This window comes from Streptomyces sp. NPDC006335, from assembly GCF_040612795.1.
Lineage (GTDB): Bacteria > Actinomycetota > Actinomycetes > Streptomycetales > Streptomycetaceae > Streptomyces.
The window spans coordinates 26973-41327 of the sequence record NZ_JBEXQX010000027.1; the positions used below are offsets into that span (position 1 = coordinate 26973).

The 14355-nt window shown below is 66.0% G+C and carries 18 protein-coding genes; 11 read left to right on the forward strand and 7 right to left on the reverse strand.

What is annotated here, in order from left to right; genetic code table 11:
* Window positions 1–124: 124 nt before the first annotated feature.
* Window positions 125–718 carry a hypothetical protein gene (locus ABZ098_RS41600; protein ID WP_356599655.1) on the reverse strand — a complete coding sequence of 198 codons (594 nt, stop codon included), beginning with the start codon at window positions 716–718 and terminating at the stop codon, window positions 125–127.
* A gap of 50 nt (window positions 719–768) precedes the next feature.
* Here ABZ098_RS41600 and ABZ098_RS41605 point away from each other — a divergent pair, with 50 nt between their 5' ends.
* Window positions 769–1242 carry a DUF3307 domain-containing protein gene (locus ABZ098_RS41605; RefSeq protein WP_356599657.1) on the forward strand — a complete coding sequence of 158 codons (474 nt, stop codon included), beginning with the start codon at window positions 769–771 and terminating at the stop codon, window positions 1240–1242.
* Here ABZ098_RS41605 and ABZ098_RS41610 read toward each other — a convergent pair.
* The 3 genes from ABZ098_RS41610 to ABZ098_RS41620 form a co-directional block, all read right to left on the reverse strand.
* The gene (locus ABZ098_RS41610) at window positions 1229–1615 is read right to left on the reverse strand and encodes a hypothetical protein (RefSeq protein ID WP_356599658.1); all 387 of its coding nucleotides are present in this window, start codon (window positions 1613–1615) and stop codon (window positions 1229–1231) included. The genes ABZ098_RS41605 and ABZ098_RS41610 overlap by 14 nt on opposite strands.
* Before the next feature lie 97 nt (window positions 1616–1712).
* Complete coding sequence (locus tag ABZ098_RS41615) at window positions 1713–2441, reverse strand: hypothetical protein (protein WP_356599660.1); 729 nt, start codon at window positions 2439–2441, stop codon at window positions 1713–1715.
* A gap of 160 nt (window positions 2442–2601) precedes the next feature.
* Window positions 2602–3342, reverse strand: coding sequence for a peptidase E (locus tag ABZ098_RS41620; protein WP_356599662.1), 741 nt, complete (start codon window positions 3340–3342; stop codon window positions 2602–2604).
* A 181-nt stretch (window positions 3343–3523) separates the two neighbouring features.
* Here ABZ098_RS41620 and ABZ098_RS41625 point away from each other — a divergent pair, with 181 nt between their 5' ends.
* The 3 genes from ABZ098_RS41625 to ABZ098_RS41635 all read left to right on the forward strand — a co-directional run bounded on the left by ABZ098_RS41625 (window position 3524) and on the right by ABZ098_RS41635 (window position 4908).
* Window positions 3524–3895: a GGDEF domain-containing protein gene (locus ABZ098_RS41625; protein WP_356599783.1), complete on the forward strand. Its 372-nt coding sequence runs from the start codon at window positions 3524–3526 to the stop codon at window positions 3893–3895.
* 93 nt (window positions 3896–3988) lie between these two features.
* A complete protein-coding gene (locus tag ABZ098_RS41630) occupies window positions 3989–4537 on the forward strand; it encodes a hypothetical protein (RefSeq protein ID WP_356599664.1) in 549 nt (182 codons plus the stop codon).
* Window positions 4513–4908, forward strand: coding sequence for a hypothetical protein (locus tag ABZ098_RS41635; RefSeq protein WP_356599666.1), 396 nt, complete (start codon window positions 4513–4515; stop codon window positions 4906–4908). The genes ABZ098_RS41630 and ABZ098_RS41635 overlap by 25 nt, the downstream gene beginning before the upstream one ends.
* 19 nt (window positions 4909–4927) lie before the next feature.
* On the opposite strand, the gene ABZ098_RS41640 is transcribed toward ABZ098_RS41635, so the two are convergent.
* Window positions 4928–5125, reverse strand: coding sequence for a hypothetical protein (locus ABZ098_RS41640; RefSeq protein ID WP_356599668.1), 198 nt, complete (start codon window positions 5123–5125; stop codon window positions 4928–4930).
* Window positions 5126–5280: 155 nt separating this feature from the next.
* Between ABZ098_RS41640 and ABZ098_RS41645 the strand changes: the two genes are divergently transcribed.
* The 4 genes from ABZ098_RS41645 to ABZ098_RS41660 all read left to right on the forward strand — a co-directional run bounded on the left by ABZ098_RS41645 (window position 5281) and on the right by ABZ098_RS41660 (window position 8168).
* A complete protein-coding gene (locus tag ABZ098_RS41645; RefSeq protein WP_356599670.1) occupies window positions 5281–5922 on the forward strand; it encodes a hypothetical protein in 642 nt (213 codons plus the stop codon).
* A 128-nt stretch (window positions 5923–6050) separates the two neighbouring features.
* The gene (locus tag ABZ098_RS41650) at window positions 6051–6521 is read left to right on the forward strand and encodes a hypothetical protein (protein ID WP_356599672.1); all 471 of its coding nucleotides are present in this window, start codon (window positions 6051–6053) and stop codon (window positions 6519–6521) included.
* A 342-nt stretch (window positions 6522–6863) separates the two neighbouring features.
* Window positions 6864–7673, forward strand: a complete 810-nt coding sequence (locus tag ABZ098_RS41655) for a hypothetical protein (protein WP_356599674.1) — start codon at window positions 6864–6866, stop codon at window positions 7671–7673.
* A gap of 201 nt (window positions 7674–7874) precedes the next feature.
* Window positions 7875–8168: a hypothetical protein gene (locus ABZ098_RS41660; RefSeq protein WP_356599676.1), complete on the forward strand. Its 294-nt coding sequence runs from the start codon at window positions 7875–7877 to the stop codon at window positions 8166–8168.
* A gap of 450 nt (window positions 8169–8618) precedes the next feature.
* Here the strand turns inward: ABZ098_RS41660 and ABZ098_RS41665 are convergent, their stop codons facing one another.
* On the reverse strand, window positions 8619–9524 hold the full coding sequence (locus ABZ098_RS41665) for an AAA family ATPase (RefSeq protein WP_356599678.1): 906 nt from the start codon (window positions 9522–9524) through the stop codon (window positions 8619–8621).
* 297 nt (window positions 9525–9821) lie between these two features.
* Entirely contained in the window at window positions 9822–10994 is a 1173-nt protein-coding gene (locus ABZ098_RS41670; protein ID WP_356599680.1) for a ParB/RepB/Spo0J family partition protein, read from the reverse strand.
* A gap of 136 nt (window positions 10995–11130) precedes the next feature.
* On the opposite strand from ABZ098_RS41670, the gene ABZ098_RS41675 reads away from it, so the two are divergent.
* The 3 genes from ABZ098_RS41675 (at window position 11131) to ABZ098_RS41685 (ending at window position 14246) form a co-directional block, all read left to right on the forward strand.
* Window positions 11131–11340, forward strand: a complete 210-nt coding sequence (locus ABZ098_RS41675) for a hypothetical protein (protein ID WP_356599682.1) — start codon at window positions 11131–11133, stop codon at window positions 11338–11340.
* Between the two features lie 403 nt (window positions 11341–11743).
* On the forward strand, window positions 11744–13624 hold the full coding sequence (locus ABZ098_RS41680) for a DUF2637 domain-containing protein (protein ID WP_356599684.1): 1881 nt from the start codon (window positions 11744–11746) through the stop codon (window positions 13622–13624).
* A gap of 181 nt (window positions 13625–13805) precedes the next feature.
* Window positions 13806–14246, forward strand: a complete 441-nt coding sequence (locus ABZ098_RS41685; RefSeq protein WP_356599686.1) for a hypothetical protein — start codon at window positions 13806–13808, stop codon at window positions 14244–14246.
* Window positions 14247–14355: the final 109 nt, after the last annotated feature.

A 14355-nucleotide genomic window follows, 5' to 3' on the forward strand; every position in this document is an offset into this window, starting at 1 on the left:
CCGTCGGTGGCCGGTGAAGGCCTGGATGGTCCTGACAGGCAGCCGCGAGTTCGCGAAGAACCCGCAAGGCCGATATTCGGTCGACCTTCTCTGCACTAACGGCACGAGTCGACGGTGCTCGTTTCTATGTGGTGGGCGTGGCTGTAGGGCGCTGGACCTCCAGGACGACTGCCGTGCCGGCCAGGGATCGGTCCTCGTGCATGGTGATCACCTGGCCGGGCTGAAGGTGCTGCCACTGCGAGGGGTCAAGAGGAGCGAGCCGCACCGACGCTCGTCCGCCGGGCTCCAAGAGGGGCGTGAACTCCACCCAAAGCACGGCGATGTTGAGGGACGGTTCACCGGTCGGTGTTCGGTTTCCGATGTTCCACATCGGTCGCAGGACGCCAGCACCGGCGATAGGCGTCTGCCGTCGGGCTTCGCGGGCAGGGAGGAGAGTGAGATCGGCTCGGATGATGCCGTGGCGCGTCTCGTAGCAGCGCCAATGGCACCAGGCCGCGCTCTTCTCCAGTCGCATCTGTTCGGCGGCGGTGGCCAGGGTTTCCCAGAAGCTGAGCGGGAGCGGTTGGACGTTACCGAGTTCCTCCAGCAGTCCGAAGGCCATTTCCCATTCGTCTTGGGTGAGGTACTCCCAGACGTCGTTCACCGTGATGTCGTTCTCGGTGGCGATCTCCTCAGGAACCAGGAGGGAAGCGGCTTCCAGCAGCTTGGGGACGTCCATGCCCTGATTCTGGACCAGGGTCTCCTGCTCGTGGCAGGAGGTGCCGGGCGATGACGATCAAGAAGGTCGCGATGCTCGCGACGTTCGGGGCGGTGTGGGCAGTGCTTGCTGTCGGTCACAACCTCGCGGATCACGTGATTGGGCAGACCGACCACCAGGCCGCCAGCAAGGCGGCGCCGTCGGCGACGGAGGTTGCCAACGGCGTGAGCCCGCGGCGGGGCTGGGGCGCGTGTCTGGGACACGTCGCCCAGTACCACCTGGTGATGACCGCGATGCTGGCCCTGGGATGGACCGTCCTTCAGCTTCAGATGTCCTGGACCGGCCTGGCGGCGGGGCTCGCCGTCTCGGTCGTCACGCACGCCTTCTTCGATCGCCGGTGGCCGGTTCGCTGGCTACTGGAACACATCGGTCCCAAAGGCTTCGCGGAGCTGAAGGCGGCCGGGATGAACGGCATGTATCTGACCGATCAGGCCCTGCACCAGACCGCACTTCTGGTGTCCGCACTGCTGATCACAAGTCTGTGACCTGGGGATTCTGATGAGGAATCACAGGCATCCCGAGCGAGACCGTATCGCTTCGCTGGAAACGACGGGCCTGCTCGCGCTTGCCGCGCAGGAAGGTGAGGGTGAGGTCGATTCCCTCGATCTCACCTCGCCAGTCCTCTTCGACAGCGCGTTTGCGGCGGGCGACGAGGTCTTCCTCCAGTTCGTCGAGACGGGGCAGCATCTTCGGGTTGATGCTGAGCATCGGGCAGCGGATGCAGGCGTGTTCGTGGGCGCAGGGTGTCCCGTAGGGGCGTCCGCAGGAACCGAGCTCGACGCGCCGCTTGTCGAAGTGGTCTTGGAAGTCGGACCACTCCTCGGCGGTGGGTTCGCGGTATTCCTCCGCCGGGCGCATGGACCGGCGCTGTGCCAAGAACTGCTGGTAGTGGGTGATGACGTCTTCTTCGAAGACGGCTAATGGTGCAGTCGGGTGTTGGAACTGCCCGAATGCCTCAGCCGGTGCGGACCCACGCCGTGAAGTCATCGGCGAGTCCGGGCGGGTTGGCGGCTTCAGTCCGGCGAGCGATCCCGTCGTAGTACTCCAGCTCGTGGAGGACCACGGGCACGGGCTTGCCGATGGCGCTCTTGATAACGCCATCGTTGTGGAGGTCGCGAGCGAGCTGGACGCATGCCTGGTTGAAGTTGGCCTCGATCAGCGCGGCGGTCGACCCCACGGTTGTCATCCAGTCCTCAGGGTGCGCGGGCTCGTCGTCATACCAAAGTCCGAGTTCAGTGATCCACTGACGGCGTGCTGTGGCTCCGTCGGGGTCTCGGGTGAGGTCGCCGATGACGGTGAGCTCGTTCTGGAGCCAGAAGGCATAGTTCCAGCGGGCCTCCGCCTCGTCGGAGGCGTCCACGATGCTGCGTCGGAACTGACTTGCGGTGTTGTATCCGATGATCAAGGTGGGCTGTCGAGGGTCGTCCCTCTCATTGTCGATGAAGAACGAGATGACGTAGACGTCCTCTGCCTCGGCCGCTGAGATCGAGCTGATCGCTCGCTCGGCAAGGGTTCGGAGGTGGTCCTGGAAGGTCACGGGGCTGGAGCCTTTCAAATGCGACGAGCTGCGCGTCCTGACCCGCAGCGCGAAACTGCTCCGGCTGGCCGACGCCGCAGCCGCATCAAGGAGGCCAAGCTCAACGGCTGGCTCGGTGAAGCAGAAGGGCTCCAGGTCAGTCTCCAAGCCGCCAGCAAGAAGCTGGCCGCGATGGACCAGACCCGGGCCCGGAGCAAGGCCGCGGTCACTGACCTGTGCATTCCCCAGATCAGACAACCTTGAAAACCACGCGAGGTACGGCCGCAGCCACCGGCCCCAGACCAGGCGGGGCCGCTGTCTCACCATTTCACGCGGGTGAAGTGGGCTGTTGTGCTGCGACGAGCAAGCGACACTGCAGAGCTCGTTCCTGGACTCCGCTAGCCCCGTCTGGCTCTACCCGATACAAACAGGCCTGAGGCGTGCGAGTCACCGCGTCCGTCAACAGACCGTCCGTGAAGAGGGCACCGACGCCGTCCTCCACTGCCCAGCCGGCCGGTAGTGCGCGGGTTGCCACAGCTGCCTGATAGGACGATCGACGACCCGGCTCACTGTCGTAGTGCGGGCAGACCGAGCCGGGCAGCAGGCCTAACCCGTCAGAGAGGTGAGTCAGCGGCCCGAAAGAGTCGGTATGCGAGCCCTCGGCCCAGCAGTTGGCACCAGCGCTGATGCCGCACAGCAAGGTTCCGCGACCGAAGGCCTTGCGCAGCAGTCGGTCCACGCCGTGCGCGCGCCAGACCGCCAGCATGTTCGCGGTGTTGCCCCCACCCACATAGACGACGTCTTGAGAAAGCAGGAACGTTCGCAGGGCGTCGTCATCGAGCTCCCGCCGAAACAGCTGCAAGACGCTGGGTTCGCAGGAACGTGACTGGTACGCCGCGAGAAATTGTTCGACGTAGGCGGGGGCGTCGCCACTGGCCGTCGGAACGAAGCACACCTTGGGCCGAGGAGCCTGCACCTGACTGAGCACCCAGTCATCCAGCAGACCATCGTCGTCGGTGGAGAAGCCGCCTCCAAGGAGAGCCAAACGATGCGCGGGAACGACAGCCACGAGGGTGCCTCCTCAGTTCACGATTCAGATGCGGACGATGCCCCGAACCGTGCCAAGTCATCGGCCACGTCCGCAATCGAATAGACCCTCCGTCGGTCTGCGGGTTCTGTCCACCCAGGACAGGTCAAGACCCAATCGCAGACGGAGCAGGCAGTAAAACGGCCAGCCCACGAGTCACTCCATAGTTCAGAAAAACCGCTTCAAGCCGGTCAACGACACTTTCGGCCACCCGGCTGGGGACGCCGTGCTCGAGGCGACGGGTGCAGGGCTGGACGATTTCGTCGACCAGCATGGCGGACCGCGGAGCCTGTCGGCCCGCCTCGGCGGGGACGAATTCGTCGCCGCGATCAGGGTCCGGGACCAGGACCAGGACCGGGGCCTGCAGGAGTTCCTGGACGGCCTGGCCCGCGAGCTCGCACAGCCCGTGCCCTGGCTGGGAGGCCCCCTCCAGGTCGCCGCCTCGATCGGTGCCATACGTGTCCGCGACGTGCCGGAGCCGTCCGCGTCGACCGTACTCAAAGCCGCGGACGACGAAATGTACGTGATCAAGTAGTCGCGCGGCCGCAACGGTCGCCGCGCCCACCGCCGCGCCGCCGACCCCACACCCAACGGCTCCCCGCCCGGCACAGGAAGCGAAGGCCTCGGCATGAGAAAACCCACTGTCAGCGAGCCATATCCGGTTCGCGCTCTGACTCTCTGGCAGCCCCATGCCTCCGCCGTCGCCGTGCTCGGCAAGGACATCGAGAACCGCGGCTGGCCTCCCAGCACCTTCGGCGGTGGGCTGATCCTCGTCCACGCCGGCCTCGACACCGACCAAGTGGCCATGCACCACGTGCCCAGAGACATGGAGCTGCCCCGGGGAGCCGTAGTGGCCATTGCCCGGATCACCAGGGCGCACACCGACTGCGACGGCCGGTGCAGCCCGTGGGCCGACCGCGACAGCACCTGGCACTGGGAACTCTCCGACGTCGTCCCGCTGCCCACCCCCGTAACCGAAGTGAAGGGACGCCAACGGTTGTGGGTCCCCGACGACCCCCTCCGCCGTCGCGTCGCGGCCGCGCTCCCCCAGAACGGGGCCTGCCTCGCCGCCCACCTCCGCAAAGAACCCTCCGCCTGTACCGCCGCCCTCCCGGCCGCGGTGGCGGTCGAACGACCCGCGAGGACCTCAGCATGTCCGTCCACACCCACGAAATGACCTTGAGTGGGGCGCTGGCCGAAGCCGCCGTCCTCATCGACGGCCAGGCTTACTTCCGCCTGCTGTACACGCCCGACGCGCACAGCACGCGCCCCGCAGAACTCGATCACGATGTCCGCGAGACCGTTCTGCCCTGCGTGCTCGCCGACCCGGTAGCCGCCGCAGACCTCGCCCAGCTGCCCCCCGGAGCCCCGCTGACGGTCAGCGGCTTCCTCGCCCTGCCCGACACCTACACCGCCGACCTACGCCTGGTGGTCCTCACCGTCGACGCCGAGCGCCCGGAACCGCGACCGCCCGCCACCACACGGCCGGCACTGCGTCTCGTACGCACCGACGCCCGTACGCACCGGCTCGCCGCATCTCCCGACTAATAGCCGCCCTGCAAAGGAATTACTGACGATGGCGACCTTCGTCATACCCAATCCGCGTCCAGACCTGAACCTCATGCAGGCCGTCGCCCTGGGCCTGCTCCGTGACGGTTTCAAGCAGCGCACCATCACCGCCCGCACCGGCATCCAGGCCGCCGACCTGTACCCCCTCGCCGTGCTGCACGGCATCACCGCCCCCTGCGGCACGGTAGAAGGCCACGACTGCCACGAAGCCCGCGAGGAAGAGCCCTGCACGCCCTGTACGCATGCCCACGGGCGCGCACACGCCCGCCAGCACGCGCAACGCCGCAGGACGCTCGGTGCAGTTCCCCGGTCACTTCGCCCCCGCGGCCGAAGGGGAAGGAGGGCCGTGCGATGACCATGCCCTTGCCCGCCCCGCCTCCCGGCGAGCCCCAGGACGTGATCGTCCTGGACGGCTACCTCGACGACCAGACCCTCCCGGACGACCTGTCTGATACTTCGGTCCGGTTCCAACTGGTCGTCTCCCCCACCGAGGACCGGATCGACGAACTCGTCATACCCTGCACGGTCACCAACCCCGAGCTGGCGCACGCCGTCGTGAACGACCTGGGCGCCAGCGACCTGCTCCGGGTCACCGGCCGCCTCCAACTCCCCCAAGCCCCAGGGGACGGAATACGGCTGCAGGTCAACGCCATGCACGTCCTGGAGGGCGGCGTCGACCTCAGCCAAGTCGCCAGCGAAGACGAACTGGGACCCGGGGTCCTGTCCGAGTACGGGTTCATCGAGCGCTACGGCGACTACCAGACGTGGAACGACCCCGACACCTGCCTCACCAGCGTCTGGCACGCCTCCGGCAAGTGGGTCGACTCCACCGACGACCCCAGCGCCCTCGGGGACCTCATCGCCGCCCACGAGCAGTGCGCACCCTCCGCCCCCGCCGAAACCCCCCACGCGAAGCCCGCCCCTCCGCTGCCGCCCCGGTCCAGCAGGCGACGACTGGCCGGCCTCATGCGGAGCTGGCTCCGCCGGACCTGACCGAGCGCTCCAAGGCCACGCACAGGCGTGGCCAGCACATCCCCCTTGAACGGCCCGGGGCGGCCGTCGACCCCTGAGCCCGGCCGCCCCGGACGCCACACCTCACCCCGATAGGGAGGAACTCCCTCATGGACATTCGCATCACCCCGTTCCACGGGCCCGCCCGGGCCGACGCGCACATCAAGCTCGACCTGGGAACGCACTTCCCCACCCCGCACCCCGCCCAGAGCCAGACCGCCCCCCACCGCAGGGCCGCCCGGGCCGTGCGGCGCACGCGGGCCCTCCGGAAGCTGCTCGCCGCCACCGTCGCGCAAGCCCAGTCCTACGCACAGAACCCGGGCGCTGGACAGCACCCGCTGCACATCGCGATCGGCTACGCAGGCGAAGGAGAGCTCGCCGGCCTCACGGCCCACCTGCTGACCCGACGCTTCGACGCCGCGGTCACCAAGTCGACCTCCGCCACGCCGACACGCAGCGGCGCGCCCACGACCGGGTCGCCGCCTGATGGCCCCCCGTCCCGCCCAGATGAAGGCCGCGCACACTGCACAGCCTGCTCCTGCACCGGGCGCGGAACTCCCCCAGGAGCGGATCACGGTTGAGGAGCAGGAACTTCTCGGTGTACTGCGGACTCGTGCACGTGTGTGGGCAGATCAACCCTTGGCTCGCGCTGTTCGTGCGCGACCGCCAGACGGAGCTGCGCTGCATTTTGGGCGTCGAGAGACCTGCCTGAACCCGTCGGCAACATCGCTTCGTGATGCTGACCCAGAGCAACAACAGCAGGGAACCGCACGCGGATGAGGACAACTGCCGCGTATTGACCAACATTTATGGTGTTCAGGCTCACTGCAGCGAGACTGATTTCCGACACAGTCGCCACGATCTCGTACCAGCTTGGCCGATTCACATTCTGTGAATCCTTCAGAGAGGGCAGACTTGGCGTCATGTCACGCTCTGCGCGGAAGTCGGTCGCACCCACAAAGCCGCTGATCAAGCGGCCCGTTCAGATCGGAAGTCTTGACACCGCTGCCCTTGTCGGCACGTTGCGTCAACTCCACGAAGATGCAGAGGACGAGAGTGTCGGGCGGATGCCAGCCGACGAGGAGCTGTTCGGGGCACTCCTCCACCTTGAGACCAACGCGGGGGCATTGAAGACCGTAGAAGCGCGGCGCGAAGCTGCGATCACACGGGTGAGATTGTGGGAGTACCTCAGAGAGCAGACGGACCTCCATCAGGCCAGGGCGATCAGGGATGCACGGGCAGCAAACGCACAATGGGCCGATCTGGCGCCGGCGCTTGCCGTGAGAGCCCCAAGCGCGGCGTACAACAAGGCGAAGCGCCTACAGGCAGCAGTCCTCACCAAAGCATCGCCAGGCGACGGACCGCCCGTACGCCGCACGCCTGAAGCCGTCCTTGAAGCCGAGCGCCAAGCAGCATCCTTGGCCGCAGCCGAGCGTCGCGCGCAGCAGGACGCTGCACGCCGCCACGGATTGCTTGTGCCTGTGGCACAACGTCTGCTCGATTGTCGGGACAGTCTGGATGACGACGCAGACGTCACTTACTGGCTGGACGAGATCGCGGCCGTGCTGCCCAGTTGCCAGACGCCCACCCAAGTGGTGAGCCTGGAGACCTACGTCAAGGCCGTGGTTCGCGAGCTTGGAAAGGCTGCCTTCGATAAAGCCGGATCTGCTGGGGCTGCCGTTGATGCAAAGTTGGCATATGCGGCAGCGGCTGAACTCGTCACAGCGCGCTGACGGACAGCGGCGTTCCTCGCTCCCCCACCTGACTGGCCACTCTCGTAAGAGCTGGCCAGACGGCTTGGCGTTTGGAAACTGACAACGGCTGATCCGACGTTGGACACGTGTGCAGGCCCGCTCAGCTCCGCTTGCGTGAAGGCTGGGACGGCAGGCGGTGTCCTGTGAATCACCTGAGGCAATTGAGTAATGAGCTACTTTATGTACGACGCCGTGGGCGGGACAGTCGACGAGCCTGACGCGGACACGATGAGGCGACTGCTCGGTGGTCTGACGCAGGCCGATGATGAGCACCCCGATGTCTCACTCACCCACGAGAGTGGGTGGTGCCTCAGCGCTTTCGGCGATGGTCTGCTGGTCTGGGAGAACCTGGACGAGAACTCAGTGGCTCCAGGCGAGATGCGCGATGTCGGCCGCGAGGAGGTTCTCCGGCTCTTCGGACTGCTGGCGGCGGGTGACATCGCATCGATTGACGCGGTCTCCTGGCAGAGGTGACAGTCCTTACTGACTCACAGGTAGATCGCGAAGATTCGAACGCCGCGAAGTAGTGCGGGTACGCGACTTCCACGGCTGTTACTCGACGACGGTCTTGTGAGCACTTGCTGTAGGCCAGGCGCTGGGGCAGGTAGGGGAACAGGCTGCGGAGAGTGCGCGTGGCGAAGTACAGCCAGCGGGCCTCGCAGTGAAAGCCCAGCACAGCCTGGGCCACACCCAGCGTCACCAGTTCCGCGTCGGTCGACGCCGCGGGTCTTCAAGCGTTTATTGACATGTACTCACAGTGCCGCCAAGAAGGTGTTTCCATCGGTCGTCGCAACCGATGTTGGACATCCTCTCTGCGTAACCCCACATTCGGAACTGCTCGTCGCGGCGTCTGAGCGTGTCCCGCCGGTTGGCCCTCCAACTTGAGGAGGGCCAACCGCGTGCGCTGATTGCGGCGCAATCACCTCACTTGCGCGTGAACCCCAGGGCTTGGGTGACGAGGTAGTAGTCGTCGGTAGCGGACTGCGCAGATGAAGCAGTGAGCTTCGAGGGATTCTCGGTGACCGGGTCGTAGTAGCGCAGGACCTTCTGCGCGGCGTACGCCTCGGGGATTCGGGGGCTCCTGCGTACGGTGGGCAGGACCAGTTCTTCGTAGGCTTCTTTGGCCTGCTGCTGGCTGTCGTCGTACACGGCGCCCTGATTGCGGGTGGTCGGGCAGTCCACGATCAAAATGTTGGAGAGTTCAGCGGATGCGCCCATCACCGAGAACGTTTCCCGAATCTCGTCGATCTTGTTTTCCATGCGGGTCAGAGCGCGAAGCTCCTTCCAACCTGGCTTGACGCAGGCGACAACCTCGTCCGAGGCGACAATTGCGTTGACAACGATCAGTCCCAGGTTGCCGGGGCAGTCGATCAGGATCAGATCGTAGGTGTCGCGGATCCTCTCGATCTGAGAGCGCAGCCAGAACTCACGCCCCGTCTTCGGTGCGAGCAACTGCTCGGCTTCCTCTAGAGCACTTGATCCGAGCAGCACGAACAAGTTTGGGATCGGCTTTGTGTCACGCTCCCCGACCGGACCCGCCATGGCCGGCACGACAGCATCCTCGATCTTGGCTGCCCCTGTCAGCACGTCATACAGGTTCGCTTGATTCGGAATGTCATCGGGGGCGTCGTAGCCGAGAGCTGCCGATGCGTCGCACTGGGCATCGGCATCGATCACCAGGGCTGTGAGGCCAAGGTCTGCGGCGCATGCTCCGATGTTGACTGCTGATGTCGTCTTGCCGGCGCCACCGCTCTGATTCGTGAGCGCGAGTACGCGGGCGATGCGGCTAGCAGTTGCCGTGGCAGCGGCGGGGAGCTGGGACGAAGTCATGAGTGAGCCTCCACGAATGATTGCGCCGCAATCAGTCTCGGTTGGGGATCGCGCTCGCTGTCTTGCTGGATAACGAGGGCTGCAGGGCGGACTAGCGCCGATCGGGGTGACCATCTGACAGCGGATCCGCCGCTGGCGATTGATTGCGCCGCAATCACAGACCGTTCGAGTCGACGCCGTGCTCGTGGCAACAGACTCGAAGTGATGCAAGTACCGGGCGGCACGTTACAGGGCGGGCCCGTGCAAAAACTAGTCGCCCCACCGGACGCACTGGTGAGGCGACTACGACAAGCGTCATCAGGCGGCCAGTAGGCCCCTCAAGGTTTCGATCTCCGCAGGCTCCAGCAGCTCCGAAATACTGAGCGCCAAGTCCTCAATACTGCGTACCACAATGACGCCGCGGGGCTCGGCTTCCCGCACAACCAGCGACGCAGACGTGGGCGAAGCAGCTTCCTCCTGCCCGTTGGGTGACCGCCCGTCTGATTCCTTGCCAGCAGCGTCATTCGGGCGCACGAGAGGTGACTCAGCCCGCCGCTCGGTCGGCGTTACCGAAACTTCCGACGTTGGAGACTCACTGGAACGGGGCTCCGGCAGCGAGGTCGCAGTCTCCGCGGACGTCGCAGTGATTGCGACGCAATCATCAAGTTCCTCGGCCGCAGCAACGGCCTGCTGATCAGTCGGCAGTTTACTGACCACGACCGCTTGTGCAGAGGTCAGCTCACCGCGCACGAAGGCTTCCTGAAGGTCCGGTCGTAGGCGTGCGAAAACCGTGGCAGCTTCCCGAACTGGTAGGAGGATCCTGCCGTGAGAGTCTCCAGCTTCCTCATCCCCGACCTCCAGCAACTGCTGTTCCTTCAGCCAGTGATCGATAGTGGCTTGCTGGAGACGGGGCACGAGTCGCAGGAGCGCGACACGATGCGACACGTAAGTCTGTGAACAGCCGACCCGCTTGGCCAGCTCTCGCTGCGACAGCTGCCGGCCGCTGTCGTCCCTTTCGTCCAGAGCCTCCTGGAACTCCTGGGCCTCTTCGATGGGGTTCAGGGCCATCCGCTGCAGGTTCTCTTGGATGGCTGCGATCCGGAGACTGGGCACTTCTCGCCGCACCAGAATCGGAACCTCAGTTAGCCCAGCCTTCAGCGCTGCTGCCAGACGTCGGTGCCCGTGGTGAACGATGAAGAGGACGCCCTCCGCGACCCTGGCCTCCACAGCCTCCTTGTGCTGCGGATAGATCTCCACAAAGACATCCGGAGGGATCACCGTCATTGCGGTGTTCATCCCGTCTGTGCGGAGGGTGTCTGCCAGGTCGTCGATCTTGAGCAACTTCCTACGCCCGTTCTCGGGGCTAGGCATCAGCTGATCAGGGCGAACCGTCGGCAGTCCCTGCGGTACCAGACGAGCCTGCTGTGTGGCCGCCTTACGTGCAGCCCTCTCAGCGGCAAGGTCACGCTTGAGGCCGGGTTTCTGAGGCATGGGCTTCTCCGTGGGAATACTGAAACTGACGCGGTGGTGAGCTTATCGGCCAACGAGACCGAGTCCTCGCTGTAGGGAGTGATTGCGCCGCAATCACTCCCTACAGCGCGTCAGGTTAGCGCCCTTTGCCCCATTCATGGCGACCGCTTCGGGCCCCATGCCGCAGGTCGGCTTTGTCGCGCTGGTCGAGATGGAAGAGCGACAGCAGCCAGCAGACGCGCACCCGGAGCGGCAGTGGCACCTGGCGCAAGCAAGCAAGAGCCTGCCAGACGTATACGGAGGTGCCGGTGAGGACGCAGTGGTGCCGGCGCTGCGCATCAACTTGATGGCCGGAGTGCGCTCGTGAGTTGAGGACGGCGGGAGCGCGAGGATTACCGAAGCCGTCGGAGCGACAGGAGCAGGCAACGTGGCGGGTGTGTGCCTGCAGCAGGCGGCGACGCTCGCGTGCCGAGGGGGAGACGACTGTGGGGGCCGGGAGGTACAGCGCGATAGCGCCCAGCAGCACAACAGCCACCGCTACAAGGGATGGTTCCACGGGCCAGAACCGGACGGCGCCGACACCCCCTGGCAGTGATCATTCTCGTCGACATGCCACAACGGCGAGATCGCTGACACCTGCTGGCATAGACCTCAATGATCACTTTTCACAGACGATCCTTGCCCGCATGCTCCCCGAGTCCCTCTGAAGCACCAGAACGTGGGAGTGTGAAAGCTGTTCAGCTGTGAGGCTCAGATTGGGGGAGTGGGACGTGGGCGCGGGGATACCCCAGCTGACCCGGGCGCATCGGGTCCTCATCGGTGTGGTGGTGACAGGTGCTGTGGTCATCGCCGGGATCGGGTTTGCTGGGTCGTACGCGGCGGTCCGGGAGCTGGCGATCCAGAAGGGCTTCGGGAACTTCGCGTACGTCTTCCCGATCGGTATCGACGCCGGTATCTGCGTCTTGCTCGCTCTGGATCTACTCCTGACTTGGATTCGCATCCCGTTCCCGCTCCTGCGCCAGACAGCATGGCTGCTGACGGCGGCAACCATCGCTTTCAATGGCGCGGCGGCCTGGCCGGACCCGCTGGGCGTGGGCATGCACGCCATTATCCCGGTCCTGTTCGTCGTCGCCGTCGAGGCAGCCCGACACGCGATCGGCCGCATCGCGGACATCACCGCCGACAAACACATGGAGGGCGTCCGCCTCACCCGCTGGCTCCTCTCGCCCGGGCCCACGTTCCTGCTGTGGCGACGTATGAAGCTCTGGGAGCTCCGCTCCTACGACCAGGTCATCAAGTTGGAGCAGGAGCGCCTCGTCTACCAGGCAGCCCTCCGCTCCCGCTTCGGCCGTGGATGGCGACGCAAGGCCCCCGTTGAAGCGTTGATGCCGCTGCGACTGGCCCGCTACGGCGTCCCGCTCGCGGAGACCGCGCTGGCCGGCCTTGCCGCAGCCGGAATCGAAGAGCCGCCGATCCAGTTCACCGTCGAGCGGGTCCCCGCCCCCACACAACCGGAAGACTCTGTACTCGACGCCGCGGCGGAGCACGAGCAGCCAGTGGCCGAGCTGGAAAGCGCAGAGGCGGAACCGGTCCAGGCTGCAGTCTCAACTCCGGGGACGAGGCTCCCCGAGGAGCCGCAGGATTCGACCGAGGAAGCCGCTGAGCGGTTCGCCGAGGCCTACCAGGCGTTCCTCACCCAGTTCCAAGCTGAGCCGACCCCGACGCAGTGGGCCTACTGGCTCCGCGACACCTATGGCATCTCCACGGGATCCGGTGCCCCGCTCTCCGAGGACCAAGTGCAACCGCTGCTCCAGGTCCTCCAAGCGCGCTACGCCCTCGACAGCCGAGAAACCGCCGCCACCGACGAACCCGAACCAGCCGACCAGTGGTACGACTACTTCCACAGCGCCTGGCGTACCTACGCGCAGGAGCACGGCGCCTACCCGGATGCCGCCGCCCTCGCCGCGTACGTGTACGAGCGAGACTCCATCAGCGGAGACGGCGGCCGCCCCATCACGGGCGACGACTTGGCGGCCTTCGTCGCGAGCTTCCAGGAGCACGAACTCGGCAACAGCGAGCCACCCTCGGGTGAGACTGCCGCGGATCCCGGTGAAGACGTCGCCGTAGAGGTTCAGCAGGGGGAGCCCGAGGCGGCGCCCGCCGGCGCGGGCGCACAGGCCGCCAAGGAGCAGCGCACCCCGCGGGTGAACGCCGCCATCGATGACGCGCTCCCGAAAGAAGGCGGCGCATCGGACGGGCCTGCCGGCCTGACCACCGTCGACCGCTACTACCTCGCATGGATGGAGTACCAGACACAGAACGGAGGCGAAACGCAGTCCTCGACGCGGGAGGCCGAGGAACTGTCCGCCTACTTGGCCCGCAAGGGAATGCGCGGCCGTGGTGACAAGCCGGTCAGCCCAGCCACCCTGCGCCGCTACCTTCTGCCGTTTCGCGTGTACAACATCTGGGCCGGGCAGCGGGTGCGCAGCGATGTGCCATCGCTCGACGCCGTTGCGCAGGAGTGCGCAGCCCAAGGGATCACTGCGCAGTACAACAAGCCCCTCAAGGCCGACTACCTCGCCGAGCAGGCCGTCGACTTCGAGCGGCGCTGGCAGGCTCTCGTCCGCCACCACGCCGACGCACCGCAGTAGACCTCCACCGCGCACCAATTGCACACGCGGTCTCAGGCCACCGCCCCCAGGCTGCGCAATGAGAAGAAACCCCAGATCAGGGGAGCATTGCGCAGGCATTGTGATCATTGCGCAGCCTGCCTGGCGTATCCCGCCCTTGCGCACTGCGCAGCCCGGCCCCTGAACCGACGAGGAGGACTAAATGCAGGCCTTGCGCATCGACCCAGACGCCACGGTCACAGACCTCGACTTGCCTGCGGCCGATGCGCAGTCTGCGATCCAGGAACACGTCAGATCCGACGCCGTCGACCACGGGGTGTACCACCGGCGCGATGTTCTGCACATCCACGGCAACGGCCAGGCGCTCGGTCTACCGCAGAACCTGGCCGCCTGGGCCCTGGCGAGCGCCTGGCGCGGCATGCCCCTGTACCCGCTGGCTGGCCGCATCGTCGTCACGGGCCGCACCACGAGCGGCGACCTGACGGCCCTCGACGACGACTTGGTGCAGCACTCGAAGGCCGTTGCGCAGACCGTCCGCGCCACCCTGACCGAATGGCGGGCACGTCCTCCCGCCTCCAACGAGGCCGCCGTCAACGAACTCCTCGCGTACGCAGCGCGCGACGTGGCCTCTCGCGGGCAGTGACGGCCCGCGGCCTGACTGTCTGTTTGAGTACCTGCGGACCCGTAAGCCAGGGCTATCTCGAACGTCTGTAGGGACGCGGCATCCGGGGACACCGAGAAGCCAGTCAAGG